The 26,938-nt window shown below is 63.3% G+C and carries 24 protein-coding genes and 1 pseudogene; 16 read left to right on the top strand and 9 right to left on the bottom strand.

What is annotated here, in order from left to right; all coding sequences use genetic code 11:
* Window positions 1–98 (top strand): annotated as a pseudogene (locus P0R31_RS32815) (IS5/IS1182 family transposase); the annotation flags it as partial.
* A 219-nt stretch (window positions 99–317) separates the two neighbouring features.
* Window positions 318–563: a hypothetical protein gene (locus P0R31_RS32810; protein ID WP_275518734.1), complete on the top strand. Its 246-nt coding sequence runs from the start codon at window positions 318–320 to the stop codon at window positions 561–563.
* Between the two features lie 99 nt (window positions 564–662).
* Here P0R31_RS32810 and P0R31_RS32805 read toward each other — a convergent pair whose 3' ends face one another.
* The 3 genes from P0R31_RS32805 to P0R31_RS32795 all read right to left on the bottom strand — a co-directional run bounded on the left by P0R31_RS32805 (window position 663) and on the right by P0R31_RS32795 (window position 5,007).
* Window positions 663–2,897 carry an arylsulfatase gene (locus P0R31_RS32805; protein ID WP_275518733.1) on the bottom strand — a complete coding sequence of 745 codons (2,235 nt, stop codon included), beginning with the start codon at window positions 2,895–2,897 and terminating at the stop codon, window positions 663–665.
* 61 nt (window positions 2,898–2,958) lie between these two features.
* Window positions 2,959–3,939 carry a Bug family tripartite tricarboxylate transporter substrate binding protein gene (locus P0R31_RS32800; RefSeq protein WP_275518731.1) on the bottom strand — a complete coding sequence of 327 codons (981 nt, stop codon included), beginning with the start codon at window positions 3,937–3,939 and terminating at the stop codon, window positions 2,959–2,961.
* 114 nt (window positions 3,940–4,053) lie between these two features.
* Window positions 4,054–5,007, bottom strand: coding sequence for a LysR family transcriptional regulator (locus P0R31_RS32795; RefSeq protein ID WP_275518730.1), 954 nt, complete (start codon window positions 5,005–5,007; stop codon window positions 4,054–4,056).
* Between the two features lie 267 nt (window positions 5,008–5,274).
* On the opposite strand from P0R31_RS32795, the gene P0R31_RS32790 reads away from it, so the two are divergent.
* Window positions 5,275–5,730 (top strand): hypothetical protein, encoded by a 456-nt coding sequence (locus P0R31_RS32790; protein WP_275518729.1) that lies wholly within the window; start codon window positions 5,275–5,277, stop codon window positions 5,728–5,730.
* 395 nt (window positions 5,731–6,125) lie between these two features.
* On the opposite strand, the gene frc is transcribed toward P0R31_RS32790, so the two are convergent.
* The 3 genes from frc to P0R31_RS32775 all read right to left on the bottom strand — a co-directional run bounded on the left by frc (window position 6,126) and on the right by P0R31_RS32775 (window position 9,973).
* Window positions 6,126–7,403: a formyl-CoA transferase gene (gene frc / locus P0R31_RS32785; protein WP_275518727.1), complete on the bottom strand. Its 1,278-nt coding sequence runs from the start codon at window positions 7,401–7,403 to the stop codon at window positions 6,126–6,128.
* A 64-nt stretch (window positions 7,404–7,467) separates the two neighbouring features.
* The gene (oxc, locus tag P0R31_RS32780) at window positions 7,468–9,201 is read right to left on the bottom strand and encodes an oxalyl-CoA decarboxylase (RefSeq protein WP_275518725.1); all 1,734 of its coding nucleotides are present in this window, start codon (window positions 9,199–9,201) and stop codon (window positions 7,468–7,470) included.
* 76 nt (window positions 9,202–9,277) lie between these two features.
* Complete coding sequence (locus P0R31_RS32775) at window positions 9,278–9,973, bottom strand: GntR family transcriptional regulator (protein WP_157282741.1); 696 nt, start codon at window positions 9,971–9,973, stop codon at window positions 9,278–9,280.
* 351 nt (window positions 9,974–10,324) lie between these two features.
* Between P0R31_RS32775 and P0R31_RS32770 the strand changes: the two genes are divergently transcribed.
* The 11 genes from P0R31_RS32770 to P0R31_RS32720 all read left to right on the top strand — a co-directional run bounded on the left by P0R31_RS32770 (window position 10,325) and on the right by P0R31_RS32720 (window position 23,427).
* Complete coding sequence (locus tag P0R31_RS32770) at window positions 10,325–12,454, top strand: acetate--CoA ligase family protein (RefSeq protein WP_128262560.1); 2,130 nt, start codon at window positions 10,325–10,327, stop codon at window positions 12,452–12,454.
* A 218-nt stretch (window positions 12,455–12,672) separates the two neighbouring features.
* The gene (locus P0R31_RS32765; RefSeq protein ID WP_275518739.1) at window positions 12,673–13,515 is read left to right on the top strand and encodes an IclR family transcriptional regulator; all 843 of its coding nucleotides are present in this window, start codon (window positions 12,673–12,675) and stop codon (window positions 13,513–13,515) included.
* Between the two features lie 105 nt (window positions 13,516–13,620).
* Window positions 13,621–14,589 (top strand): Bug family tripartite tricarboxylate transporter substrate binding protein, encoded by a 969-nt coding sequence (locus P0R31_RS32760; protein WP_275518723.1) that lies wholly within the window; start codon window positions 13,621–13,623, stop codon window positions 14,587–14,589.
* Window positions 14,586–15,071 carry a tripartite tricarboxylate transporter TctB family protein gene (locus tag P0R31_RS32755; protein ID WP_275518721.1) on the top strand — a complete coding sequence of 162 codons (486 nt, stop codon included), beginning with the start codon at window positions 14,586–14,588 and terminating at the stop codon, window positions 15,069–15,071. The genes P0R31_RS32760 and P0R31_RS32755 overlap by 4 nt, the downstream gene beginning before the upstream one ends.
* Window positions 15,071–16,570 (top strand): tripartite tricarboxylate transporter permease, encoded by a 1,500-nt coding sequence (locus tag P0R31_RS32750; protein ID WP_025035194.1) that lies wholly within the window; start codon window positions 15,071–15,073, stop codon window positions 16,568–16,570. Before P0R31_RS32755 ends, P0R31_RS32750 begins: the two co-directional genes overlap by 1 nt.
* Window positions 16,571–16,621: 51 nt before the next feature.
* Entirely contained in the window at window positions 16,622–17,416 is a 795-nt protein-coding gene (locus P0R31_RS32745; protein ID WP_275518719.1) for an NYN domain-containing protein, read from the top strand.
* Between the two features lie 84 nt (window positions 17,417–17,500).
* Window positions 17,501–19,303 carry an adenine deaminase gene (locus P0R31_RS32740; RefSeq protein WP_275518717.1) on the top strand — a complete coding sequence of 601 codons (1,803 nt, stop codon included), beginning with the start codon at window positions 17,501–17,503 and terminating at the stop codon, window positions 19,301–19,303.
* 152 nt (window positions 19,304–19,455) lie between these two features.
* A complete protein-coding gene (gcl, locus tag P0R31_RS32735; protein WP_275518716.1) occupies window positions 19,456–21,240 on the top strand; it encodes a glyoxylate carboligase in 1,785 nt (594 codons plus the stop codon).
* Between the two features lie 13 nt (window positions 21,241–21,253).
* Window positions 21,254–22,039, top strand: a complete 786-nt coding sequence (gene hyi, locus P0R31_RS32730; protein ID WP_275518714.1) for a hydroxypyruvate isomerase — start codon at window positions 21,254–21,256, stop codon at window positions 22,037–22,039.
* Between the two features lie 12 nt (window positions 22,040–22,051).
* Complete coding sequence (locus P0R31_RS32725; RefSeq protein ID WP_275518713.1) at window positions 22,052–22,939, top strand: 2-hydroxy-3-oxopropionate reductase; 888 nt, start codon at window positions 22,052–22,054, stop codon at window positions 22,937–22,939.
* Between the two features lie 104 nt (window positions 22,940–23,043).
* A complete protein-coding gene (locus P0R31_RS32720) occupies window positions 23,044–23,427 on the top strand; it encodes a DUF1236 domain-containing protein (protein ID WP_036005622.1) in 384 nt (127 codons plus the stop codon).
* A gap of 40 nt (window positions 23,428–23,467) precedes the next feature.
* Here the strand turns inward: P0R31_RS32720 and P0R31_RS32715 are convergent, their stop codons facing one another.
* From P0R31_RS32715 to P0R31_RS32705, 3 genes are all read right to left on the bottom strand, one after another.
* Complete coding sequence (locus P0R31_RS32715) at window positions 23,468–23,836, bottom strand: VanZ family protein (protein ID WP_275518711.1); 369 nt, start codon at window positions 23,834–23,836, stop codon at window positions 23,468–23,470.
* Between the two features lie 76 nt (window positions 23,837–23,912).
* Window positions 23,913–24,509, bottom strand: a complete 597-nt coding sequence (locus P0R31_RS32710) for a thiamine pyrophosphate-dependent enzyme (protein ID WP_275518709.1) — start codon at window positions 24,507–24,509, stop codon at window positions 23,913–23,915.
* Between the two features lie 8 nt (window positions 24,510–24,517).
* The gene (locus tag P0R31_RS32705; protein WP_275518707.1) at window positions 24,518–25,069 is read right to left on the bottom strand and encodes a thiamine pyrophosphate-binding protein; all 552 of its coding nucleotides are present in this window, start codon (window positions 25,067–25,069) and stop codon (window positions 24,518–24,520) included.
* 242 nt (window positions 25,070–25,311) lie between these two features.
* Between P0R31_RS32705 and P0R31_RS32700 the strand changes: the two genes are divergently transcribed.
* Both P0R31_RS32700 and P0R31_RS32695 read left to right on the top strand, forming a co-directional pair.
* Window positions 25,312–26,361, top strand: coding sequence for a hydroxyacid dehydrogenase (locus P0R31_RS32700; RefSeq protein WP_275518706.1), 1,050 nt, complete (start codon window positions 25,312–25,314; stop codon window positions 26,359–26,361).
* 116 nt (window positions 26,362–26,477) lie between these two features.
* The gene (locus P0R31_RS32695) at window positions 26,478–26,918 is read left to right on the top strand and encodes a flagellar basal body rod protein FlgC (protein WP_275518704.1); all 441 of its coding nucleotides are present in this window, start codon (window positions 26,478–26,480) and stop codon (window positions 26,916–26,918) included.
* Window positions 26,919–26,938 lie beyond the last annotated feature (20 nt).

Here is a 26,938-nt window from a genome sequence, read left to right as displayed (position 1 = left end):
GTCTCTCCAAAGACTTTGAGGGGTCTGCCGCCACCGAGCTTGCTTGGCTGCTCGTCGCCCATCTGAGGCTTCTAACTCGCCGCTTGGCCCGACCTTGAAGAGGTCTACGCTTTTTGAGTCAGGCTCTGAGGAGGCGCGTCAGCGACGTCTCGAAAGACGAGGCGTGCACGCAGGCCGCCGCCACAAGCCATATGCGATAACCCTCCCCCTGCGCAGGGGCCGCGGAGCGCAGAAGTTCTGTTCAGGTTTAACCGCGGCACGTGAGGAACACGGAGCGTCGCGACGTGTTGTCGGCGATCAGAACAGGAGACGGTCAGATGATCAAGAAGCTCATGCTGGGCGCAGTGATCGCCGCGATGATGGGATCCACCGCAATGGCGCAACCCAGTCAGCAACAGGGAGGCGCGCAATCCGGGGTGGGCGGAACAAGCGACACCACGAAGAACAATGACAAGACCAAAGGCGGCATGACGACCGGGACCTCGTCGACCGGCACCACGGACGGCTCAGGCAGCAGCACCCCTGGCGGACAATCCACCAAGAAGAGCTCGACGTCCAAATGAGTTCAGGAGGCGCTCATTGTTCGGTCTACGACCAGACGATGGGCGCATTAACAATGTCTTCTCTCGGGTGAGATGCAGACGTTCGATCGTCCGGGGTCCTTACTGCTGCTGCATAATGGCCGCAGCCGCCTGCGCCGTCTCGTTGCTGTCGTCGTCGGCGAGTTCCACGATCACCCGGTGCAAGTCACCTGTGAACGTAAACGGGATGGAGTAGGCGTTGCTTACGGCGACACCAGCAAAGCCGCAGGTCAGGCCGGCCGTGATTCCATATGTGGACCAGGTGTTGGGGATGGTGATGCTGGCCATCCTAGCGTTGTCAACGTAAAGGGACAGCTCGCCTGTGTTCTTGCCTTTGCGGTCGAACCGCAACAAAACCGAGCGGCTGCCAGCCCGGAGCGGCGCACGCAAAATGTAGGACACCGCTTCAGTGTAGACATACTCGAAGACCGCAAGGCCGTGTTGGCAATAGAGCGCGAAGCCGCCCAAGCGATTACCGCACGAGAGGATGGCGCCCTCAACGCCCCCAAGTGGCACCTCAATGTCGGCGCGGATCGTGTAACTTCGATCCGTGATAGCGGGCACAAGTAGTCTGTCGACCCGCGCCATGCCCGGAAGGAATTCGCATTTTCGCGGTGCGTTGGCCTTGAACCATTCAAAGGCGCGCTCGACGTCACGATCGTCCAGAGGTAAGACGCCATTGGCTTCGGCCTCCGCCCACCAGAGATCGATGAGCTCACGCAGTCGCTCCGGCTCAATGGTGGCAAGATCGTTTGTTTCGGAAAAGTCAGCGTCGAGATTGTAGAGCTCCCATCGATCTTTTGCGAAGTCGTCACCCTTGACGTGATGCGTCACGGCCTTCCAGCCCCGATGCCAGATCGCCCGATCACCCACGAGTTCATAGTGCTGCGTCGTTTTTCGGGTCGCGGTATTCGGATCCTTAAGGGCATAGGCCATGCTGACCCCCTGCACTGGTATCTGTTCGGTGCCGCGATGGACGGCAGGTGCTTCGATGCCAATCAGTTCGAGAAAGGTCGGAACGATATCGATGACATGGTGGTATTGCCGCGCAATTGCGCCCCGCGCGGCAACCCTTGTGGGCCAATGCACGATGAGTGGAGCGCGCACCCCGCCGCCATGTGTGTTCCTCTTGTACCACTTCAGGGGGGTGTTGGATGCCTGCGCCCATCCTTGGGGATAGTGGTTGAAGGAAAACTCGCTGCCGATCCGGTCGAGATGCGCAAGCCCCTGCGCGGGCGTCTCTTTCTCGTGCATCAGGTGCTTGCGAATGTTGACTGCGCCGGTCGCACCGCCTTCGCCACTGGCACCGTTATCCGAGATGACGACAATCGCGGTTTCGTCGAGCTTGCCGATCGCCGCGAGGTAATCCACCAGTCGGCCGATTTCGGTGTCGGCGTGTTCCAGGAAGCCCGCGTAGGCTTCCTGGAAACGCGCGCACAAGGTCTTTACATCGGGATCGAGGACATCCCAGGCACTGACACCGGGATTGCGCTTGGGCAAGATCGTATTGTTCGGGACGAGCCCTAGTTCTCGTTGCTTGCGGAAACGTTGTTCGCGGATGGCATCCCATCCGGAATCGTACTTGCCGTGATAGCGCGCGAGAAATCCCGCCGGAACCTGATGTGGCCAATGGCCGGCGCCCAATGCGACATACTGAAAGAAAGGCCGATCCGGAGCTGAGGTGACATGATCACGAATCTGGCTGATCGCCTGATCGATCAGATCGCAGGTCAGATGGTAGCCGTCAGTGTTCGGCGGCTGGACCGGGCGATTGTCGGCGTGCAGGTCGGGATGCCAATGATCGGTGTAGCCGCCAAGGAAGCCATACCAACGGCTGAATCCTCTTCCGAGGGGCCAGTCTTCATGCGGTCCCGCGGCGGCGTAGTTGGCAAGGTTGGTCAGGTGCCACTTGCCGATCGCATATGTACCATAGTGATTTTCGGCCAGCATCTCGGCGATAGTCGCGGCACGTTTGGTGATGCGTCCCTGATAGCCCGGAAAGCCGCTGGACCATTCGGCAATGGCACCTACCCCGACCGAATGCGCATTGCGGCCGGTAAGCAGGCAGGCACGCGTGGGCGAGCACATCGAAGTGACGTGGAAATTGCTGAAGCGAATACCGCCCGCCGCCAGTGCGTCGATCCGTGGGGTGGCGATCTCCGAGCCGTAGCAGCCAAGATCGGCATAGCCGACGTCATCGAGGACCACGAAAACGATGTTAGGGGCGTCCTTCGGTGCGGTCGGCTTGGGCGGCCACCATGCATGGGACTCGCCTAGGGTTCTTCCGATCTTGCCTCGGAATTCGTCGTTCGTCATCAATGGGGTGCTCGCGAGTGTTATCGATACATTGGCCTGAGGCGCGCTAGGGCCCGAGACGCTAGGGCTTGAGACCAAGGCGCTTGATCAGTGCGCCCCAACGCTTGGTCTCGCTGTCGACGAGCTTTTCGAATGCTTCGGGCGTACCACCGACTGGCTCGGCCGAGATCGCCGCGAGTTTCTGGACGATGGTAGGCTCTTTCAGCGCAACATTGAGTTCACGGTTGAGCCAATTCACCACATCGGGAGGTGTACCTTTCGGCACGAAAATTCCGTACCAGACGCCCGACACGAAACCGGGCAGTACGCCTTCATTCATGGTCGGAACGTCCGGAAGAATGGTTGAGCGTTTCTCTGACGTAACGGCGAGGGCTCGCATTTTCTTGCTGTCGACAAATTCCTTCACCGCGGGCATTGCATCGAAAGAAAACTGGGTTTCGCCGCCGAGCAGGCCAAGCATCGCCGGCGCGGAACCGCGATACGGGATATTGCGAGCGTCGATTTTTGCTTCAGCGCGAAACGATTCTGCCGTGAGGTTGGGGATGGTGGGGCCGCCGCCGCCCGCTCCGTAATTCAAGGCGCCGGGATTGGCCCTCGCATCCGCGATCAGGTCCTGGATGGTCTGATATTTCGAGTCGGCATTGACGACCACCACGATCGGCGAGGAGATCAGGTGAATGACCGAGGCAAAATCCCTATCCGGATCGAACTGCAAATTCGAGAAGTAGGCGCTCATGCCGGAATGACCGGCGGTAACAAACAACAGCGTGTATCCGTCCGGCGCCGCCTTGGAGACCGCTTGCGTTCCGACAACGCCGCCTGCGCCGGAGCGGTTGTCAATCACGAACGCCTGCTTCGAAGTCTCTTGCAGCTTTTGGGCGACGAGGCGGGCGACGACGTCGGCTGGTCCGCCGGCGGCAAAGGGAACAACGATCGTTACCGAACGGGAGGGGTAAGATTGTCCACGTGCGTCGACGGTCGCCAAGAGCAGCGGGCAAAGGATCATCAACACCCGACCGATGGCCCCTTGTTTGTGCAGCATGTTTCCTCCGACCGCTTTTCAACGTTGCCCGTGACCGGCGTCCTTGATCGAACTTCAATTTGGCGGGGGAGAGGGTCAAGAAACTAATTGGAGCATGGAGATAGCCAACAGCTATCACCGTCGACGCTGCATCGGTTTTGAGATCGAGAGGTCTCGAAGCGCCCGATCAATTTCCTGCATCAGGATATTGAACAGACCCACGCGCTGAAGAGAGCGGCGGTATTGGACGCCGACCGCAGTCTGGAAGACGGGCGATCGCAGCGGCAGGCATGCAATTCCTTTTGGAGCGGCGTGCTTGACCAAAGGATATGCGGCGTATCCAACGAAGTCGGTCTCCTGGACGAGCGTGAACATCGAGAGCGGAGAGCCGGTATTCATGGCAATTTGGGGATAGGGCAAGCCGCGTTCGGCGAGGGCCTCCTTGAGGATACCATTCGTCTTGAGGCTTTGGGTAAGGAGTACAAACGGAAACTGCACCGCAAACGCAAGTGCCTCCCAGTCCGATGTCTTGCGCAGCAAAGGATGATGCTGGCGAGTGACGAGGCACAAGGGAAAGCGCGTCTTTAAGTCGAAAGCAAAGTTGGGATGACCTTCAAGCTCGGGCTCAGCCAGGCCGCAAAGAATATCTATCCCATTGCGTTTCAGGAGGTCGAGCGAATGAGCATCCGAGGCTTCACAGTAAAGCATGGGCTTGCCGGGATGCCGCTGCAGCGCGGCGGCTACTTTCGGAAAGACGAGGTTTAACCAGACGGTGCCTGCAGCAATCCGAAACGTCCCCGCCTGGCCAGTGCGCAGATAGTTTAGCTCGACCTCAGTGTGATTGAGCCCCGCTTCAAGCTCTTCCGCATACTTCTGAAGAACCTGTCCATATTTGGTAAGCGTCACTCCGGAGGCGCTGCGATCGAACAGCGGCACTCCCAGAAGCCTTTCCAACTGGGCCATGCTCTTGGTAAGCGACGGTTGCGCCAGATTGAGGCTGCGTGCGGCGGCATGGAGGCTCTTGGCTCGCGCTACCGCCAAGAACTGCATCGTCCGATGGGTGTGACGATCGAGCTGCGAGAGATTCAAGCCATTGCTCCCGAGGTCAAGCACCAAACGGTAGGCCAAAGATCACACGTTTTTCCCGCGGTCGCAAACGATGCCGGATAGCTGCGACGTAAGGTAAACGCACGATACGGTTCACTTCAAGCCGATGCAATTGCACCAGTTCACGGGTGAGCAGAACAAGATCATCAGGGTCTGCTTCCGGCCCAAAAGCAGAAGCTGGAGCGGCCCGGAAATCAAGTCGGCTTATGGCTCATCGCTGACGCAACTTTCAAACGAAAAGGACTCCAGTTGTTTCCTGATTCCACTATCAAGTGGCGGCTCTACCCTTCGATAATCGATGGCATCGAACGCCCACCTCTTGTTTTCGATCAAGGCCTTTGGCGTGGCGTTCTCTATCTCATCGTGGTGGCACCGAACCCCGGCCTCCGCGCTTACGGCATCGAAATGTCCTGCGAGATCTATTCGGGCATCGAAGAAATGATCTATTCGGTCGCCGATCACGGTGACAAAACAACTGGCAGCTACGACGGCGGAGTCTACATTAAAGAAGCTGTGAACTCGGCATTGCTGAAAGCCTACGCTGCGACCGATCCGGTCGGTCGGAAGCCGCGGCACTTCTCCTTTGTGGGAAGCGACTACTGCTACGAGGTGCTTGGTTTCTCTGACCCGATCATACGAGCGTTTAGCAGCCCCGAAGAGGCATATGCTTGGGGACCTTCTAGGTCCGATGAGAAACTAAACTAGGTCAGTACAACGCAGAGCCAGCACTTCCGCTACTGGCCATCGCTGACGTCCTTGCGCCGCGCTGACGTCCGATAACCGCCCTTGGACTCCGGTCGGACCTTTGCAGCCGCGTTCCGCGAACGGGGGTGTGGTCTGGGAGCCGTTCCAATATGCATCAGGCCAGCGCCCCGATGTGCGCTCCCGACACGACATCCACGATGGCATAATACCCCTGTTTTGCCCGACGGGTCAGGATTTTTTCGTCGAATCAGAAATATCGTTTTGGGCCAATGGGATGGCTACTGTGCATGGGGTTGTTTTTCCACTTTTCGTTTGAGACCTGCGACCGCGCCTGCCCAAGCAAAAAGGGCCGCCCCTCCGGGCGGCCCTGTCGTCTCGCTCAATGCTGGCCTGGCTTACTCCGCCGCCTGCTTCTGCGGCGGGTCGAGTGCGCCGGACTTGTGGATCTCGGCGACCTGGTGATCCGACAAGCCGAGCACCGAGCGCAGGATCTCGTCGGTGTGCTCGCCGAGTAGCGGGGAGCGCTGCACGTCGCTCGGGCTATCCGACAGCTTGATCGGGTTGCCGACCGAGACGTACTTGCCGCGGGTGGGGTGGTCGACCTCGACAACGGTGCCGGTCGCGCGCAAAGACTGGTCTTCCGCGATCTCCTTCATCGACAGGATCGGGCCGCAGGGGATGTCGTCCTTGTTGAGGATCTCCATCGCCTCGAACTTGGTCTTCGTCATCGTCCACTGCTCGATGCGGGCGAAGATCTCGTTGAGGCGCGGCAGGCGCGCCGCCGGCTTGGCGTAGTTCGGATCGGTCTTCCAGGTGGGCTCGCCGATCACGTCGCAGATCTTCTCCCAGACCGGGGCCTGGGTGATGAAGTAGATGTAGGCGTTGGGATCGGTCTCCCAGCCCTTGCACTTCAGGATGCGGCCGGGCTGGCCGCCGCCGGAATCGTTGCCGGCGCGCGGCACGGCGTCGCCGAACGGCACGCCTTCGCCGAACTGGCTGTACTCCTTGAGCGGGCCGTGGGCGAGGCGCTGCTGGTCGCGCAGCTTGACGCGGCAGAGGTTGAGCACGCCGTCCTGCATCGCGGCAGTGACGCGCTGGCCCTTGCCGCTGTGGGTGCGCTGGTAGAGCGCGGTGACGATGCCGAGCGCGAGGTGCAGGCCGGTGCCGCTATCGCCGATCTGGGCGCCGGTGACGAGCGGCACGCCGTCGCGGAAGCCGGTGGTGGAGGCGGCGCCGCCGGTGCACTGCGCGACGTTCTCGTAGACCTTGCAGTCTTCATACGGTCCGGGGCCAAAACCCTTGATCGAGGCGACGATCATCTTCGGGTTGATCGCCTGGATCTTCTCCCAGGGAAAGCCCATGCGGTCGAGCACGCCGGGGCCGAAATTCTCCACCAGCACGTCGCACTTCTTGATCAGCTCGGTGAGGACTTCCTTGCCCTTGGGGTTCTTGGTGTCGAGGGTGATCGAGCGCTTGTTGTGGTTGAGCATGGTGAAATACAGGCTGTCCGCGTTCGGGATGTCCTGCAGCTGGCCGCGGGTGATGTCACCCACGCCCGGACGTTCCACCTTGATCACGTCGGCGCCGAACCAGGCCAGCAGCTGCGTGCAGGTCGGTCCTGACTGGACGTGGGTGAAGTCGAGAATGCGAACGCCCTCGAGCGCTTTGGTCATCGTATTGCTCCGTACTCTGTCTGCCCCTGCACCCGGCAGGGCGTAATGGGTTTAAGGGGTGGACTTACTTCTTCTTCTGCAGAACGCTCTGCGGATTGAGGTTGCCGATGCGGCCGCTCTCCGAGCCCGCGGCCGGATCGATCACCGCGTTGATGAGCGTCGGCTTGCCGGACGCCATCGCCTCGTTGACGGCGCGCTTCAGTTCATCGGGCGAGGTCGCGTTGACGCCGACGCCGCCGAAGGCTTCCATCATCTTGTCATAGCGCGCGCCCTTGACGAACACGGTCGTCGCCGGATCGGAGTTCGCGCCGTTGACGTCGGTGCCGCGATAGATGCCGTCATTGTTGAAGATGACGACGCAGATCGGCAAATTGTAGCGGCAGATGGTCTCGACCTCCATGCCGGAGAAGCCGAACGCGGAGTCGCCTTCCACCGCCAGCACGGGGTGGCCGGTCTCGAGCGCGGCCGCGATCGCCTGGCCCATGCCGATGCCCATCACGCCCCAGGTACCGACGTCGAGACGCTTGCGCGGGCGGTACATGTCGATGACGCCGCGGGCGAGGTCGAGCGTGTTGGCGCCTTCGTTGACGAGGATCGCCTCGGGATAATCCTTGATGACGTTCTTCAGCACGCCGAGCGCGCCGTGATAATCCATCGGCGATTTGTTGTTCATGAGCTTCGGCGCCATCTTGGCGACGTTCTCTTCGCGCTTGGCCGAGACGGCCTTTGTCCATTCGGCGGGCGGGGCGGTCCAGCCCGACGCAAGCGCCTGGTTGAAGGCGGAGACCACCGAGCCGATGTCGCCGACGACGGGCGCGACGATCTCGACGTTGGAATCCATCTCCTTCGGCTCGATGTCGACCTGGATGAACTTCTTCGGCGCCTCGCCCCAGCTCTTGCCCTTGCCGTGCGACAGCAGCCAGTTCAGCCGCGCGCCGATCAGCATGACGACGTCGGAGTCCTTCAGCACCGTCGAGCGGGCGGCGCCGGCGCACTGCGGATGGGTGTCGGGGAGCAGGCCCTTGGCCATGCTCATGGGCAGGAACGGAACGCCGCTCTTCTCGACGAAGCTCTTGATCTCCTCATCGGCCTGTGCGTAGGCCGCGCCCTTGCCGAGGATGATGAGGGGGCGCTTGGCGCTCTTGAGCACGTCGAGCGCGCGCTTCACGGATGCGGGCGAGGGGATCTGCGCGGGCGCCGCGTCGATCACCTTGACCAGCGACTTCTGGCCGGCCTCGGCGTTCATGACCTGGCCGAACAGCTTGGCCGGCAGGTCGAGATAGACGCCGCCCGGACGGCCTGAGACCGCAGCGCGGATAGCGCGGGCGAAGCCGATGCCGATGTCCTGGGCGTGCAGCACGCGATAGGCCGCCTTGCACAGCGGCTTTGCGATCGCGAGCTGGTCCATCTCCTCGTAGTCGCCCTGCTGCAGGTCGACGATCTCGCGCTCGGAAGAGCCCGAGATCAGGATCATCGGATAGCAATTGGTGGTGGCGTGGGCGAGGGCGGTGAGACCATTGAGGAAGCCGGGCGCCGACACCGTGAGACAGACGCCGGGCTTCTTGGTGAGATAGCCGGCGATGCCGGCGGCGTAGCCGGCGTTCTGCTCGTGGCGGAAGGAGATCACGCGGATACCCGCGGCCTGCGCCATGCGGCCCAAATCCGTGATCGGGATGCCCGGCACATTATAGATGGTGTTGATGCCGTTCAGCTTGAGCGCGTCGATGACGAGATGGAAGCCATCCGTCAGTTCCTGCTCGGTGCCCGGTGCTTCGGACTTGGTCGCGGTATTCAGCATGGGCCTTGTCTCCCTGGTCTCAAGGTCGTTGGGGCGAATTGTTCGCCCTTCTGGTGAACGTTGCTTAAGTGAACAGCTACGTGAACAGTTCTTGGCCGTGCGCTTCGACGTAAGCGGCAAGGCCGAGGGTGTGATCGCGGGCGCGCTTCTCGGCAAGCTCGGTGTCGCGCGCTTCCAGCGCTTCGATGATGCCGAGATGCTCGGGCAGTGACGTGGCGGTGCGGTCCTTGCGTCCGATGGTCAGCTGGCGATAGCCGCGCACGTGCAAGAGGAGGTCGTTGGTGAGATCGACCAGCACGGGGGATTCCGACAGCGAGATCAGCGCCTGGTGGAAGGCGATGTTGGCGCGCGAATATTCCTCGACGTGATCCTCGGGCAGGCGGTCCTTGCCGAAATCCTTGAAATAGTCGCGCAGCGCCGTGATGTCCTTCTTGCGCGCGGTGGTGGTGATGAGGCGGGCGGCCATGCTCTCCAGCGCCGCCCAGGCGCGGATCATGTCGACGATCTCGCTCTTGGTCCTGCGCACCACCATGATGCCGCGGCGGGGAACGGTCTTCACGAAACCGTCCTGCTCCAGCATCGCGATGGCCTCGCGGATCGGCGTGCGGCTGACGCCGAGCCGTTCGGACAGCGCGCGCTCGTCGAGCATCACCGGCTCGGGCGTCGAGTAGATGTCCATCTTGAGGATGGCTTCCTTCAAGGCGTCATACGCCTTGTTCTTGAAGCTGCTCTCCGGGGCAATACGAACGATTGCGATGTCTGCCTCGGCCATGTTCGGCAACGCCTTGGTTGGTTTCCGTAGTGACACGACGAATCTCCTCCAGTGGGGAGTCGTCTTTTACAGGAATATTAACGGGAAAGTTTTTGGCATACCACATGCCAGAATGTCAAGCTGCCTAATTTTTGCGGCCTTCTAGGCCATGCACCAGCTTGACAAGTTGGCTCCTGGCATACCAAATGCCATCGCCAGCCATTTTTGATCCATGCCGGCGGAGTAGTCCTGAGGCTTATGCCACTCCGCACCGCCGCATGGAACAGAGCGCGGCGAATGGCAAGCATCATGGGCAGCCGCAAACACGCGCGCGCTTTGAAAAGAACGAACTGAGGTCAAGGGAGAAGCCACATGTCCAATTCCAAAGATGCCGTCCGCAAGGTGCTCGACCAGGTCAAGGCGGACAACCGCACCAGCCTGACGGCCCCGGAAGGCAAGCTGGTCTGCGACGCCTACGGCATTCCGGTGCCGAAGGAAGGCGTGGCCAAGTCGGCGGGCGAGGCCGGCAAGATGGCTTCGTCCATGGGCTTCCCCGTCGTGATGAAGATCGTCTCGCCGGACATTCTCCACAAGACCGAAGCCGGCGGCGTCATCGTCGGCCTCAAGACGGCCGAGGAGGCCGAGAAGGCCTACGAGACCATCCTCGGCAACGCAAAGAAATATAAGTCCGATGCCAAGATCGAAGGTGTGCAGGTGCAGCAGATGCTGGCCGGCGGAACCGAGGTCATCGTCGGCTCGATCACCGACGGCTCGTTCGGCAAGCTGGTCGCCTTCGGCCTCGGCGGCGTGCTCGTCGAGGTGCTCAAGGACATCACCTTCCGCCTCGCGCCGGCGACCAAGGAAGACGCGCTCTCGATGCTCGATGGCATCCAGGCGCACGAGATCCTGAAAGGCGTGCGCGGCGGTGAGCCGGTGAACCGCAATGCGCTCGCTGACGTCATCGTCAAGGTCTCGCAGCTCGTCACCGATTTCCCTGAGATCGTCGAGCTCGACCTCAACCCGGTGTTCGCAACGCCGAAGGATGCCACGGCCGCAGACGTCCGCATCGTGGTCGACTTCGCCTACAAGCCCAAGCCCAAGCCGCGTCCGACCGATGAGATCGTCGCGGCGATGAACCGCATCATGCAGCCGAAGGCGGTCGCCGTCGTCGGCGCCTCCGCGGAGGACGGGAAGATCGGCAATTCCGTGATGAAGAACCTCATCAACGGCGGCTACAAGGGCGAGATCTATCCGATCCATCCCAAGGCCGCCGAGATCCTCGGCTACAAGGCCTACAAGAGCGTCAAGGACGTGCCGGGTGTGATCGACGTCGCCGTGTTCGCAATCCCCGCGAAATTCGTTGCGGCCGCGCTGACCGAATGCGGCGAGAAGAAGATCCCGGGCGCGGTGCTGATTCCGTCGGGCTTCGCTGAAGCTGGCGCGCCGGAGCTGCAGGCCGAGATCGTCGAGGTCGGCAAGAAGTACGACATCCGTCTGATGGGGCCGAACATCTACGGCTTCTATTATACGCCCGCCAATCTCTGCGCGACCTTTTGCACCGCCTATGACGTCAAGGGCCATGCGGCGCTGTCGTCGCAGTCGGGCGGCATCGGCATGGCCATCATCGGCTTCTCGCGCTCGGCCAAGATGGGCGTGTCCGCGATCGTCGGCCTCGGCAACAAGTCCGATATCGACGAGGACGATCTGCTCGCCTTCTTCGAGCAGGACCCGAACACCAATCTGATCGCCCAGCACTGCGAAGACCTCAAGGACGGCCGCGCCTTCGCGGAAGCCGCAAAGCGCGTGTCCAAGAAGAAGCCGGTGGTGGTGCTCAAGGCCGGCCGGACCTCAGCCGGCGCGAAGGCGGCGTCGTCCCATACCGGCGCGCTCGCCGGCAACGATCGCATCTATGAGGACGTGTTCAAGCAGTCCGGCGTGATCCGTGCCCGCTCACTTCGCCAGTTGCTCGAATTCGCCCGCGGCGTACCGGTGCTGCCGACCCCGAAGGGCGAGAACGTTCTCATCATCACCGGTGCCGGCGGCTCGGGCGTGCTGCTGTCGGACTCCTGCGTCGATAACGGCCTGTCGCTGATGTCGATGCCGCCGGATCTCGATGCGGCCTTCCGCAAGTTCATCCCGCCGTTTGGAGCGGCCGGCAATCCCGTGGATATCACCGGCGGCGAACCGCCGATCACCTACGTCAACACCGTGAAGCTCGGCCTGTCGGATGAGCGCATCCACGCGCTGATCCTCGGCTATTGGCACACCATCGTCACGCCGCCGATGGTGTTCGCACGCAACATGGTCGAGGTGAAGAAGGAGATGGAGGCCAAGGGTTTTGTGAAGCCGATGGTCGCCTCGCTCGCTGGCGACGTCGAGGTCGAGGAGGCCGCCGAATATCTCTATCAGAACGGCATCCCGGCTTACGCCTATTCGACCGAGCTGCCGGTCGAGGTGCTTGGCGCCAAGTACAAGTGGGCGCGCGGGGCAGGGCTGCTCTGAGCCTTGCGTTCACCTCTCCCCGCTTGCGGGGAGAGGCCGAATTGCGAAGCAATTCGGGTGAGGGGGATTCTCCACGAATCCGTCTCTCACCGTCTTTGCGGAAATAGCCCCTCACCCTAGCCCTCTCAGCGCGAGCGAAGCTTGTCGCGGCCCCGTAACAACGGGGAGAGGGAGAAGAGGCGGCTCGCGTCTTGTCTGATTGGCAAATGCAGGTCGCGATGAGCAAGAACGTGATCCGGCGCAAATCGCTCGAGCCCAAATCGGCCTCGGAGGCCGATCACGAGAGCCGCGACGGTGGCGTGCAATCGGTCGACCGCGCGCTGTCGATCATCGAGACGCTGGCCGAGGACGACGAAGGCTATCGTCTGAGCGATCTCGCGATCCGCACCGGCCTGTCGGCGTCCACGGTGCACCGGCTGCTCGCAACGCTCGAAAGCCGCCGTTTCGTGCAATTCGACCGTGGCGAATCCAAATGGCATGTCGGCGTGCGCAGCTTCACGGTTGGCGCCAGCTTTGCGCGGCGACGCAATTTCTCCGCACAGGCGATTCCATATTTGCGCAAGCTGCGCGATCTCACCCGCGAGACGGCCAATCTCGCCGTGGTCGACGATGAATTCATTATCGTGCTGACTCGTATGGAAAGCCGCGAGATCATGCGCTCGTTGACCAAGGTCGGCGGCCGCGTCCCCATGGTGACCTCCGGCGTCGGTAAGGCGGTGCTCGCAACCTACTCAGACGAGGACGTCAGCGCCGTCATCCGCCATCACGGTATGCCCCGCCTGACCGAGAAGTCGATCGTGCGACCGAGCGACCTGTTCAGGGAGCTCGAGAAAATCCGCAAGCAGGGCTTTGCCGTCGACGATGAGGAGGCGCAGATCGGCCTGCGCTGCGTTGCCGCGGTGGTATACAGCGCGCTGGCCGAACCGCTTGCCGCGATCTCCGTATCCGGCATGACCAGCCGCGTCACCGACGAACGGTTGCAGGAGATCGGGCAGATCGTCCGGGACGTCGCGGCGGAACTGACGGCCGCGCTCGGCGGCGTGATCCCGGGGCCCCGCTGACCCAAAACCCTGGGGCATGTCACTGGACAGCATCGGCCGTTTTGGTTGATATGCGACCAAACGACACAATGCGGCAAACGTCCGCATGAGCCTGGAGATGCCCTCATGTTCCGATTTCCCGCGCGCCTTGTCGGCGCAGCCGTCGCGTTGACCCTGGCGGCAGCCAATCCGGGCTTTGCCCAGCAGCTCGAGCTCAAGCTGATGGCGCCGGCGGCTCCGGGCGGGGGCTGGGACCAGACCGCGCGCTCGATGCAGCAGGCGCTGGTGGCTTCGGGCGTCGCCCGCAGCGTGCAGGTCACCAACGTTCCCGGTGCAGGTGGCAGCGTCGGCATCGCGCAGTTCGTCAACGGCGCCAAGGGCGACGGCAATCACCTGATGGTCAACGGCTTCGTCATGGTCGGCGCGCTCGCCATGAACAAGTCGCCGGTGACGCTGGAGCAGGTGACGCCGATCGCGCGCCTCACCGAGGAAATCCAGGTGATCGTGGTTCCCGCGAATTCACCGATCAAGACTGCGCAGGATCTGGCCGCCGCGGTGAAGGCCGACATCGCCAAGGTCACCTTTGCCGGCGGTTCGGCCGGCGGCGTCGACCATGTGATGGCGGCCCTGTTCGCCGGCGCCGTCGGTGCTGAGGCCAAGAAGATCAATTACATCCCGTTCTCCGGCGGCGGCGAGTCGCTGGCGGCGATCCTCGGCGGCAAGGTCACCGCGGGCATTTCGGGCCTCAGCGAATATGAAGGGCAGATCAAGTCCGGCAAGCTGCGCGCGATCGGCGTGACCTCGGAGAAGCGCATCGCAGGCAGCGACGTCCCCACGTTCAAGGAGCAGGGCATCGACCTAGTGATCGCCAATTGGCGTTCGGTGGTCGCGCCTCCCGGCATCACGCCGGAGCAGCGCAAGACCTTGAGCGATGCGGTCGAGAAGATGGTGAAGTCTGACGCCTGGAAGGAGATCCTCAAGCAAAAAGGCTGGGAGGACGCCTATCTCGGCGGCGACGCTTTTGCCGACTTCCTGAAGAAGGAAACGGCCCGGGTCACCGACGTGCTGAAATCGGTCGGCTTGGTCAAGTCATGACCTCGGGCGATCCCGTCCAGCCGCCGCGGCGCGTCGACCGCGCCGGCCTCGTCATCGCGGCATCGCTTGCGGTGCTCGCCGCCGTGCTGGTCTGGGACGCGCGCGGCCTGCAATCCGCGGCGATGTACGGGATGGGGCCGGAGGCGATGCCGGTCGTGGTCGCCTGCGGCCTTGCGCTGCTTGCGATCGGCAATTTCATCGACGCCCTGCGCGGCAATTTGCCGGCACGCGAAAGCGCCGATCCCGTGCCTGTGGTTCTGGTCCTCGTCGGTCTGGCGCTGCTGATCGCCATCATCGGCTTTGGCGGCGGCTTCATCCTGGCGACCTCGGCCCTGTTCGTGACGACCTCGGCGGCCTTCGGACGCCGTGCCATCCTCATCGACGCCATCATCGCTCTCGTGATGTCGACCCTCATCTATCTCGCGTTCGACCGGTTGTTGACGCTGAGCCTGCCTGCCGGCCCGCTGGAGCGACTGCTGTGATGGATACCTTTGCCGCGCTGGCTCACGGCATGGCGGTCGCCGTCCAGCCGATGAACCTGCTTTACGCGCTGATCGGCGTGTTCCTCGGCACGGCCGTGGGCGTTCTGCCCGGCATCGGCCCGGCATTGACGGTCGCGCTGCTGCTGCCGGTGACCTACAAGCTCGACCCCGGCGGCTCGCTGATCATGTTCGCCGGCATCTATTATGGCGGCATGTACGGCGGATCGACCACGGCGATCCTGATCAACACGCCGGGCGAAAGCGCCTCGATGGCGACTGCGCTCGAAGGCAACAAGATGGCCAAGGCCGGCCGCGGCGGGCCGGCGCTCGCGACCTCCGCAATCGGTTCCTTCGTCGCCGGCACCATCGCCACCATTGGCTTGGCTTTCCTTGCGCCATGGCTGGTCGATGTCGCCGTGCGCTTCGGCCCGGAGGATTATTTCGCGCTGATGTGCGTTGCCTTCGTCACGGTGTCGGCGACCTTCGGCGATTCCCCGATCCGCGGCCTGACCAGCCTGTTCATCGGTCTGACGCTCGGTCTCGTCGGCATCGACAAGCTGACCGGTCAGGCGCGGCTTGCGTTCGGCGTTCCTGAATTGCTCGACGGCGTTGAAGTCACAACGCTCGCGGTCGGCCTGTTCGCGGTGGGCGAGGCACTCTACGTCGCATCGCGCCGCCACCACACCGAGGAGAAGCTGGAGCCGGTGCGCGGATCGCTGTGGATGACCAAGGAGGACTGGAAGCGGTCTTGGAAGCCATGGCTGCGCGGGACCATGTTCGGCTTCCCGATCGGTGCGCTGCCGGCCGGCGGCGCGGAGATCCCGACCTTCCTGTCCTATTCGACCGAGAAGCGGCTGACGAAGCATCCCGAAGAATTCGGCAAGGGCGCGATCGAAGGGGTCGCCGGCCCCGAAGCCGCCAACAACGCCTCCGCCGCCGGCACGCTGGTGCCGCTCTTGACGCTGGGCCTGCCGACCTCGGCGACCGCCGCGATGATGCTGGCGGGCTTCCAGCAATATGGTCTCAATCCGGGCCCGCTGCTGTTCGCCGAGCGGCCCGACCTCGTGTGGGGCCTGATCGCCAGCCTCTTCATCGCCAACATGATGCTGCTGGTGCTCAACCTGCCGCTGGTCGGCCTGTGGGTGCGGCTGCTCGCGATCCCGCAGCCCTGGCTCTATGCCGGCATCCTCGTGTTCGCGACCATGGGCACCATCGCGGCCAAGCCGTCGGTGGTTGAATTGTCGATGCTGGCCGGCTTCGGCGTGCTCGGCTTCCTGATGCGCCGGTTCGATTTTCCGATCGCGCCCGTCGTCGTCGGCCTGATCCTCGGCCCTATCGCCGAGAGCCAGCTCCGCCGCGCGCTCGCGATCAGCCTCGGCGATCCCATGACGCTGCTGCAGAGCCCGATCTCGGCGACGCTGCTCGGCATCGCGCTGATCGCGCTGGTAGCGCCCTTCGTCTTGAAGGGGCTCGGGCGGTTCAAGGCGAATGAGGATTAGCCGTTCTGACGCACACATGTTCTAATGCTGCGTCATGCCTGGGGAATTGTCATGCCATCGGAAGTTCGCTCGCCTCGTCTGGCCGTCCTGATCGATGCCGACAATGCCTCCGCCAAAATCGCGGATGGGCTATTCGAGGAGATTGCCAAGATCGGCGAGGCCAGCGTTCGCCGCATTTATGGCGACTTCTCCAATGCCCGTTCCAGGGGCTGGGCCGACATTCTGTCGAAACATGCCATCATTCCGCAGCAGCAGTTCGCCTACACGACCGGCAAGAATGCATCCGACATCACCCTTGTCATCGATGCGATGGACCTGCTTCACAGCGGACGCTTCGATGGCTTTTGCCTGGTGTCGTCCGACAGCGACTTTACGCGCCTTGCCGCACGCATCCGAGAGCAGGGCGTCGATGTGTTTGGCTTTGGCGAGCAGAAGACGCCGGAGAGTTTCCGGCAGGCCTGCCGCAGATTCGTCTATACGGAGAACCTGCTTGCCGCGCCGGTGAACAATCAGGATACCGTCGTAAGGCCGACGTCGCTTCAACCGCCTGATGCCGCCGTGCCCGTGATCAAGAAGGTCATCACCCAGATGGAGAGCGAGGACGGCTGGGTGACGCTCGGAGAGGTCGGCCGGCAACTCGCCAATCTCGCCTCCGATTTCGATCCGAGAACGTATGGTTTCCGCAAGCTGAGCGACCTGGTGCGCAAAACCAATTCATTCGAGATCGACGAGCCGAAGGGCCGGTCGATGCGGATTCGGGTTAAACCCGCCACCGCGGCGGCGCCGAGAGCGCGGAACCCGCGTCGACGTACAAGGCCAGCCAGCGCTTCTGCGCCTAAGTCGTAAACAGGACGCGCCGCCATATTTGAGCTTGCCCGGTGTGGCGCGGGGCGTAACCATGGCTTGCCCGTAACGCCATGCGAGGTTCCCATGACCAAGCTCACCCGCTTCACCGTCGCTCCCCTGCACAGCATGACGCGGCGGCTGGCTGACGTCGCCTCAGTTCGTGTTGCGCCGGATCTCGTCATCACCGGCGCGCGCGTGCTCTCGACCTATTCTGAGCGCATCCATCCGGGGCGCGAGGTCTGGATCTCCGGCGGCCGCATCGCCGCCGTGAAGCCGGCTGGTACAGCGAAGAGGGCCTGGGGCGATGTCCCGCTTTATGACGGGGCCGGTGGCATCATCGCTCCGGGCCTCGTCGATCCGCACATTCACATCGAATCCTCGATGGTGACGGCCTGCGCCTATGCCGAGGCCGCGCTGCTCAACGGCACCACGACGATCTTTTGCGACAGCCACGAGATCGGCAACGTCATGGACGTCGCCGGCGTCGAGGCGATGCTGGAAGATGCGCGCGAGGCGCCGCTGTCGATCTTCCTGACCGTGCCGAGCACCGTTCCTGCGACTTCAGCGGAGCTGGAGACGGCGGGCGGCGACCTCACGCCGGACAAGATAGCCGGCCTGTTCGACCGCTGGCCTGAAGCGGTGGCGCTTGGCGAGAAGATGGATTTCGTGCCTGTCACGATGGGCGACGAGCGCAGCCATGCCATCCTCTCCGCGGCCTTGAAGCGGGGGCGTCCCGTGTCCGGGCATGTCTACGGCCGCGAATTCGTCGCGGCCTATGCGGCATCCGGCGTCACCGACACCCATGAGGCGATCGACCGCGACATCGCCGATGACCTGCTCGATGCCGGCGTCTGGGTATTTTTGCGCGGGGGACCGCCGACCACGCCGTGGCATTCGCTGCCGCAAGCGATCCGAACGATCACCGAGCTCGGGGCCTCGCACAAGCGCACCGCCGTGTGCACGGACGATCGTGACGCCGACGATCTCCTGCTGTTCGGTCTCGATTGGGTGGTGCGGGAAGCCGTGAAGGCGGGGATGTCCCCGGAGCAGGCCTGGTCGATGGGTTCGCTGCATGGCGCGACCCGCTTCGGCATGGAAGGCGATATCGGCGGGCTCGGCGGCGGCCGCCGCGCCGATCTCGTGCTGATGGATGATCAGCTCAAGCCACAATGCACATGGTATGGTGGCGAGCTCGTGGTCGAGCACGGCAAGATCACCCCGCGTCTCGATCAGGCGCTGTCGGAGCGCTATCAATATCCCAGGGCGGCCTACGCGACCGTCAAGCTGCCGCAGAAGATGAAGTTGACGCCGGAGCTGCCCGCGAAGGCCTGCACCGTCAACGCCATCAAGACCGCGTTGCCCGGCATCACGCTGATCCACGAGAAAGTGGCGATCGAACCCGCAAAAGACTGGCCGTCGTTGTTCGCGCGCCATGGCCTCTGCTTCGTCGCCGTGGTCGAGCGCCATGGCAAATCCGCCGGGAACGTTGCCCATGGGCTCCTGAAGGATTTCGGCCTGAAGCGCGGCGCCGTTGCTTCCAGCGTCGGGCACGACAGCCACAACCTCATCGTCGCCGGCACCAACGAGGCCGACATGCAGGTCGCCATCGCCGCCATCAAGGAGCAGCAGGGCGGCGTCTGCGTCGTCGCTGATGGCAAGGTGAGGGCGCTGGTTCCACTGCCAATCGCGGGCCTGCTCTCCGACAAGCGCGTCACGGAAGTGGCCGAAGAGGTCAAGGTGCTGAAGAAGGAATGGGCCGAGGCTGGCTGCACCATCCCGTACATGGGCTTCAATTTGATTCCGCTATCGGTCATTCCGGAAATTCGCATCACGGACAAGGGCCTCGTGCTGGTGCCGCAGATGCAACTGGCGCCGCTGTTCGAGTGATCTGCTTTCACGCATTCCTCGATTTATCCGATTGAAACCGCCGCGGTTTTTCCGGGGCTGCCGCATCGTGGAAAATAAAATCGATCTCGTTGAGATCGGCTTCTGCACACCTGATGATCTCGCTCGCTGATGCAATTTGAGCGAGGTCTGATATGGTGAAGATGCGAGCTGTCGATGCGGCCGTGCGTATCCTGGAGAAGGAAGGTATCTCGACGGCCTTCGGTGTTCCCGGCGCTGCGATCAATCCGCTTTACTCGGCGCTGAAGAAGCGTGGCTCGATCCGCCACATCCTGGCACGCCATGTCGAGGGCGCCTCGCACATGGCCGAGGGCTATACGCGGGCGAAGCCCGGCAATATCGGGGTCTGTATCGGCACCTCCGGGCCGGCTGGCACCGACATGATCACCGGTCTTTACTCCGCGATCGCCGATTCCATCCCGATCCTCTGCATCACCGGGCAGGCGCCGCGCGCGCGGCTCTACAAGGAGGATTTCCAGGCCGTCGACATCGAGTCGATCGCAAAGCCCGTCACGAAGTGGGCGGTGACCGTGCGTGAGCCGGCGCTGGTGCCGCGTGTGTTCAGCCAGGCCTTTCACGTGATGCGCTCAGGCAGGCCGGGGCCGGTGCTGATCGACATGCCCCTCGACGTACAGCTCGCTGAGATCGAGTTCGATGACGAGACCTACGAGCCGCTGCCGGTCTATAAGCCCGCCGCGACGCGCAAGCAGGTCGAGAAGGCGCTGGAGATGCTCAACGCCGCCGAGCGGCCGCTGATCGTCGCGGGCGGCGGCATCATCAACGCCGACGCCTCGGACCTGCTGGTCGAGTTCGCCGAAATCGCCAACGTACCCGTCGTGCCGACATTGATGGGATGGGGCGCGATCCCCGATGATCACGTGCTGATGGCCGGCATGGTCGGCCTCCAGACCAGCCACCGCTATGGCAATGCTACCCTGCTGGAATCCGACTTCGTGCTCGGCATCGGCAACCGCTGGGCCAACCGCCACACCGGCTCGGTCGAGACCTACACCAAGGGTCGCAAATTCGTTCACGTGGACATCGAGCCGACGCAGATCGGGCGCGTGTTCAATCCCGATCTCGGCATCGTCTCGGACGCAAAGACCGCGCTCGAGCTGTTCGTCGCCGTCGCCAGGGAGTGGCGGCGGTCAGGCAGGCTCCGCGAGCGCCAGGCGTGGCCTGCGGCCTGCCGCGACCGCAAGAAGACGATGCTGCGCAAGAGCCATTTCGACAACGTCCCGATCAAGCCGCAGCGCGTCTACGAGGAAATGAACAAGGCGTTCGGCCGCGACACCACCTATGTCACCGTGATCGGCCTGTCGCAGATCGCCGGCGCGCAGTTCCTCGGCGTGTACAAGCCCCGCAATTGGATCAATGCCGGGCAGGCGGGGCCGCTCGGCTGGACGCTGCCTGCCGCGCTCGGCGTGCGCGCGGCGTGCCCGGAGCGCGAGATCGTCGCGCTCTCCGGCGACTACGACTTCCAGTTCCTGATCGAGGAGCTCGCGGTCGGCGCGCAGTTCAACCTGCCCTACATCCATGTCGTCGTGAACAATTCTTATCTCGGCCTGATCCGACAGGCCCAGCGCGGCTTCGACATGGACTATCACGTCCAGCTCTCCTTCGAGAACATCAACGCGCCCGAGATCGGCGTCTACGGCGTCGACCACGTCGCGGTCGCCGAAGGCCTCGGCTGCAAGGCCATCCGCGTCACCGACCCGAAGGACACGCAGGCGGCGTTCGTGACCGCCCGCGAATTGATGGCCAAGCACCGCGTGCCTGTGGTGGTCGAGTTCATCCTCGAACGGGTCACCAACATCGCGATGGGCACGGAGATCGACAACATCGTCGAGTTCGAGGAGGTGCTGGACCTTCCGCTCGACGAAGTCGAGACCACGCGCGTGCTGCAGCCGGCGGAATAGGGGAAGAAGCACCATGCCGAAATTTGCCGCCAACCTCACCATGCTCTTCAACGAGATGCCGTTCCTCGACCGCTTTGCGGCGGCGAAGGCGGCGGGCTTTGCCGGGGTCGAATATCTCTTCCCCTATGATTTCGACAAGGCGCAGCTGCGCGAGCAGCTCGAGGCCCACGGCTTGATGCAGGTGCTGCACAATCTCCCCGCCGGCAACTGGGCCGGCGGAGAGCGCGGCATCGCGATCCTGCCCGACCGCACCGCCGAATTCCGCGACGGCGTGTTCCGCGCCATCGATTATGCCAAGGCGCTCGATTGCGAGCAGCTCAACTGCCTCGTCGGCATCGCGCCTGTTGATGCCGATCCGCGCGAGCTTCGGGAGACGCTGGTCGGGAATCTGCGTTTTGCGGCTTCGACGCTGGCGCGAGAGAACATCAAGCTATTGGTCGAGCCCATCAACACGCTCGACATTCCCGGCTTCTTCCTCAATGGCACCGAGCAGGCGGTGCAAATGATCTCCGAGGTGCGCTCGAACAACCTCTTCATCCAGTACGACATCTACCACATGCAGATCATGGAGGGCGATCTCGCCCGCACCATGCAGGAATATCTGCCTCAGATTGCCCACGTCCAGCTTGCCGACAATCCCGGCCGCAATGAGCCCGGCACCGGCGAGATCAACTATCCCTTCCTGTTCCGCCATCTCGACGCGATCGGCTATCGCGGCTGGATCGGCTGCGAATACAAGCCGCGCACCACGACGCTGGAGGGCCTGTCGTGGCACGCGGCGCAGACGTTTGAGACCTGAGGAAACACAGACATGACCAACATCGGCTTCATCGGACTTGGCACCATGGGACGGCCGATGGCCGGCCATCTCCTGGCCGCAGGCCATCGCGTTCTCCTGCATGACGTTGCGCCGGTCGCGCCTGAACTGGTCGCCGCGGGAGGCATCGCCTGCAAGTCGGCCAAGGAAGTCGCCGAGGGCGCGGACGCCGTCATCATCATGGTGCCGGACACGCCGCATGTGGGAGCGGTGCTGTTCGGCAACGACGGCGTCGCCAGCGGCATTTCCAAGGGCAAGATCGTCGTCGACATGAGCTCGATCTCGCCGCTGGCGACGAAGGAGTTTGCAAAAAAGATCGAGGCGCTCGGCGCCGATTATCTCGATGCGCCGGTGTCGGGCGGGGAGGTCGGCGCGAAAGCTGCGAGCCTCACCATCATGGTCGGCGGGCCGGAGCGGGCTTTTGGCACCATGAAGCCGATCTTCGACAAGATGGGCAAGAACGTCACCCATGTCGGCGGCAACGGCGACGGACAGACGACAAAGGTTGCCAATCAGATCATCGTCGCACTCACCATCGAAGCCGTGAGCGAGGCCCTGTTGTTCGCATCCAAGGCGGGTGCGAATCCCGCGCTGGTGCGCAAGGCACTGATGGGCGGCTTCGCCTCCTCGCGCATTCTGGAGGTGCATGGCGAGCGCATGGTGAAGCGCAATTTCGATCCGGGCTTCCGCATCGAGCTGCACCAGAAGGATCTCAACCTCGCTCTCGAAGGTGCGCGTGCACTCGGCCTGTCGCTGCCGAGCACGGCGGTGGCGCAACAATTGTTCTCGTCCTGCACCGCACATGGCGGCAAGGCCTGGGATCACTCCGCGATGGTGCGGGCGCTGGAACTGATGGCGGGGCACGAAATCGCCGCCCCCTGAACTGTTACGCAGTAACACTGCCCGTATCTTTGTCGCATGGGAACCGGAACATGCTCTGGCCCCGCGGGTTGAAGGCGCATAACAATCACTGGAGACATCAGGACATGAAAACCCGTCTTGCGATTACGTTGGCTGCCGCGTCGCTGCTGGCGTCGAGCGCAGCCTTTGCTCAGTCGACGACCGAACAGGGCGCCAGGGACGGCGCGCGTGCAGGTGGCGACATCGGCGGCCCGATCGGTGCAATGGTTGGCGGCACCGTGGGTGCAGCCGTCGGCGCCGGCCTCGAGATCCCGAATGCGGTCCTGGGTGGAATTCCTCGCAGCGACTCCGTCGTAGTGCAGGAGCGCGTCGTGGTCGGCGAGCCGCTGCCTCCGACCGTCGTGCTGCGGCCCGTACCGAACTACACCGAATATCGCTATGCGGTCGTCAACGATCGCCGCGTGATCGTCGAGCCGCGCACGCGCCGCGTGGTCAAGATCATCGACTGATCGGCGCAATTCTTTGTTCTGAGGAAGGCCCTGCGGAGCATCACTCCGCGGGGCCTTCGATTGTGGCGGAGCTGGTGCGAAAGCGCGAGAGCAGCCAATCAGCCGCGGCTGCGAGCGCAAAGCCGAGGCACGCGGTGCCAGCATCGACCAGAAAATCCACCAGCCGCGCGTGGCGGCCGGGTGCCCAAAATTGCATCAGCTCGAGCACGCCGATCAGGACGACCGCGGCCGCTGCGCTCAGTAGGCGCCGGCGTGGATAGGCGAGGCCGAAGGCCAATCCCACCATGACGAAGGCAAGCGCATGTTCGCCGTCCTGACCGAGGTCGGAATGGGGGCGAAGGCCGTGAGGACCGAGGGTGGCGAACGTAACGGCAGCGGCGAGCAGCCAGGCAAAGGTACGAATGAACATCCGGGTCGCTTAGCACGAATTTGGTCGGGTTGTCGCGAGGCTCGTATCAGATCGCCGTGTAGTTAATGACAAAATGTTAAAGTGGCTCGCGCACGCCGAGGCCATGCATGAAGCGTTCCCGGATCTGCACGGGGTCGCGCCGGGTGGTGCCCACGCCGGGCTTGTCGTCGATCCTGACCGCGATCAGGCTCGGCTCGGAAGCAGCCATCGCGTCGTCGACCAGCCGCTCGAAATCCTCCTCGTCGGCGGCCCAGGCGCTGCTCGCAAGACCAGAGCCGATGGCAATCGCGACGATGTCGGCGACACCAGCTGCCGGCGTCGGCTGCGCCCCGGTGATTTGGTAGATGCCGTTGTCCATCACGATCATCGTGAGGTTCTTCGGCTTCAGGGCTGCAATCGTCGCGAGCGCCCCGAGCTGCATCAGGAGCGAGCCGTCGCCTTCGAGCGCGAAGACGCGGCGGTCGGGCTGCGCCAGCGCCACGCCGAGCGCGATCGGAAAGGCGAGGCCCATGCTGCCCAGCATGTAGAAGTTCTGCGGGCGGTGGCCGGCGGCCCACAAATCGAAATTGGTGTTGCCGATGCCGCCGATCACGGCTTCCTCGTGCTTCAGCTTCGTGATCAGCCGCGAGGTGACGTCGAAGCGGTTCATCACCTTGGTGTTGCGCGTGTTCATGGCCGGCCTCACTTGTCGAAGACCTTGCCGCCCGTGAGCAGCGGGTTGAGGATCAACGCCACCGGCGCCTGCGTGGTGACGGCCTGCTTGATCGAGCGGTCGGTGATGAATTCGAGCTCGTCGAGCCGGGTGATGGTGTGATGCTCCAGCGCCAGCGAATCCAGCACCGGTCGCATGGTCCGGCAGACCAGCGACTGGCCGTAGTTGAACTCGCCGAGCGTGCCGCGCTCGGACACGAACATGATCAGCGGGATCTGGTAGGGCACCGCAAGCGAGGCCAGCACGTTTGCGAGCGTTGCAAAGCCGGAGGTCTGCATCAGCACCGCGCCGCGCCGGCCGCCCATCCAGGCGCCGGCGACGATACCGACGGCCTCTTCCTCGCGGGCGGTCGCGAAAGTGGTGAAGAAAGGATCGGCGTGCAGGTTCTTGATCAGCGGCGTGAGCACGCGGTCCGGCACGTAAGGGATCAGGCTGATCTCGTTTCGCTTCAAGATTTGCAGGACGATGCCGTGCCAGCTTCCGTCGCGGCTCTCTTGCGTCTGCTGTTCCGCAATCGCCATTGCGCTCTCCCTGGGGCCGCGCATGCTTCTTGGTTGTGGCCGTCGCGGCGGTCGGCCGAACTTGACGCAGGCGGCGGGATTGTCAACATGTCCGTGCCGGCACCATGATCTGCGCCAGCAGGCCTGCCGTGGCCGGCACCGCCATGGCATAAGCGGCGACAACCAGAACACGGGAGGGGCACGGGCGGGCGCGCATCGCGCTGACCTTGCGGATCTCCCGCGAACGAGCCGGAAGGGTCCTGATGTCCGTCAACAACAAGCGCGTCGTCTATTCCAATTATTTGGCCAATCCGATCTATATCGACATCCTGAAGGCTCGGCCCGACGTGCGGCTCGATCGCATCGAAAACGGAAGCCCTGAGGATGTCTATGGGCCGCTCCTCGGCGCTGCCCACGTCTACCAGGTCGGCGCCGCCCGCGATGAGCTCGCCCCGCATTTCCATGTCGATGCCGCCTTCCTGAAGCGGACGCCGAACCTGCTGCTGGTTTCCAGCAACGGTGCCGGCTTCGATCCCGTCGACGTCGAGGCCTGCACGGAGGCAGGCGTTGTAGTCGTCAACCAGTCCGGCGGCAACGCCCATTCGGTCGCCGAGCACGCGCTGGCGATGATGCTGACGCTGTCCAAGCGCATCATCCAGTCGGATCGCCGGCTGCGCCGCGAGCGCGACGTGAACCGCAACGATCTGGTCGGCAACGAGGTCGAGGGCAAGACCGTCGGCATCATCGGCCTCGGTAATGTCGGCCGGCGCATCGCCGCCTTGTGCAAGGGCCTGCTCGGTATGACAGTGCTTGCCTACGATCCGTATTTGTCGGCCGAGGTGATGGCCGAGCGGGGCGGGGAGAAGGTCGAGCTCGACGAGCTGTTGCGCCGCGCCGATTTCGTCTCGATCTCATGCCCGCTCAACAAGGGCAGCCGCAACTTGATCAGCACACGCGAATTCGCGCTGATGCAGCCGCATGCCTATTTCATCACCACCGCACGCGGCTTCATCCACGACGAGGACGCGCTGCTGCAGGCGCTGCGCGACAAGCGCATCGCCGGCGCCGGCCTCGACGTCTGGTCCAAGGAGCCGCCGCCGCCGGAGCATCCGCTGCTCCAGCTCGACAACGTGCTGGCGAGCCCGCACACGGCAGGCGTCACCATCGAGGCGCGCCAGAACATGGGCCGGATCGCCGCCGAGCAGGTGCTGGATGTGCTCGACGGCAAGCGCCCGCCGCGCATCATCAATCCCGAAGCCTGGCCGCGCTATGCCGAGCGCTTCAAGCAGGCTTTTGGCGTGACGCCGGGGTAGGGGCGCGCGAAGCCCAGTCGCGCGCCGATCCTTGGTTATCAGGATGAAAACAGAGAGCGGTGCATTTTACTGATGGCGTGAATGAACGCCTATGACCTCTCCTGTAGTCAGGGAGCATGAGCATACTTTCGATTGCGACATCCGGACTTTCTGCGGCGAGTTTGCGCGTGAACGTGGCCGCGAGCAATATCGCCAACATCAGCACGACCGGCCCACTACCCGCGTCAGGCGGGTCGAGCGCATCGGCCGGTGCGGGCATTGCTCCAACGTTTCCTGCAGCCTACGTGCCCTTGCGAGTCGATCAGGTCTCCCAGTCGAGCGGTTCGACGCCGGGCGGTACGGTTGCGACCGTATCGACGGTATCGCCGAGCTATACCGCGCAACCCGACCCGAGCGCTCCCTTCGCAAACCAGGACGGCCTGGTCGCAGCGCCGAATGTCGATCTTGCTAGCGAATTCGCTCAGTTGGTGACCGCAAGGTACAGCTTCGTTGCCAATGCGAAGGTCATTCAGGCCTACGCCGACACGCAAGACACGCTCCTCGACATCAAGGCGTGAGGGCTGACGTCGGCCGCGTC

The sequence above is a fragment of the Bradyrhizobium yuanmingense genome (assembly GCF_029167105.1).
Classification (GTDB): domain Bacteria; phylum Pseudomonadota; class Alphaproteobacteria; order Rhizobiales; family Xanthobacteraceae; genus Bradyrhizobium; species Bradyrhizobium yuanmingense_A.
The sequence above is the reverse complement of the archived record's forward strand: the minus strand, read 5'-3'. Positions and strand labels throughout refer to the sequence as shown.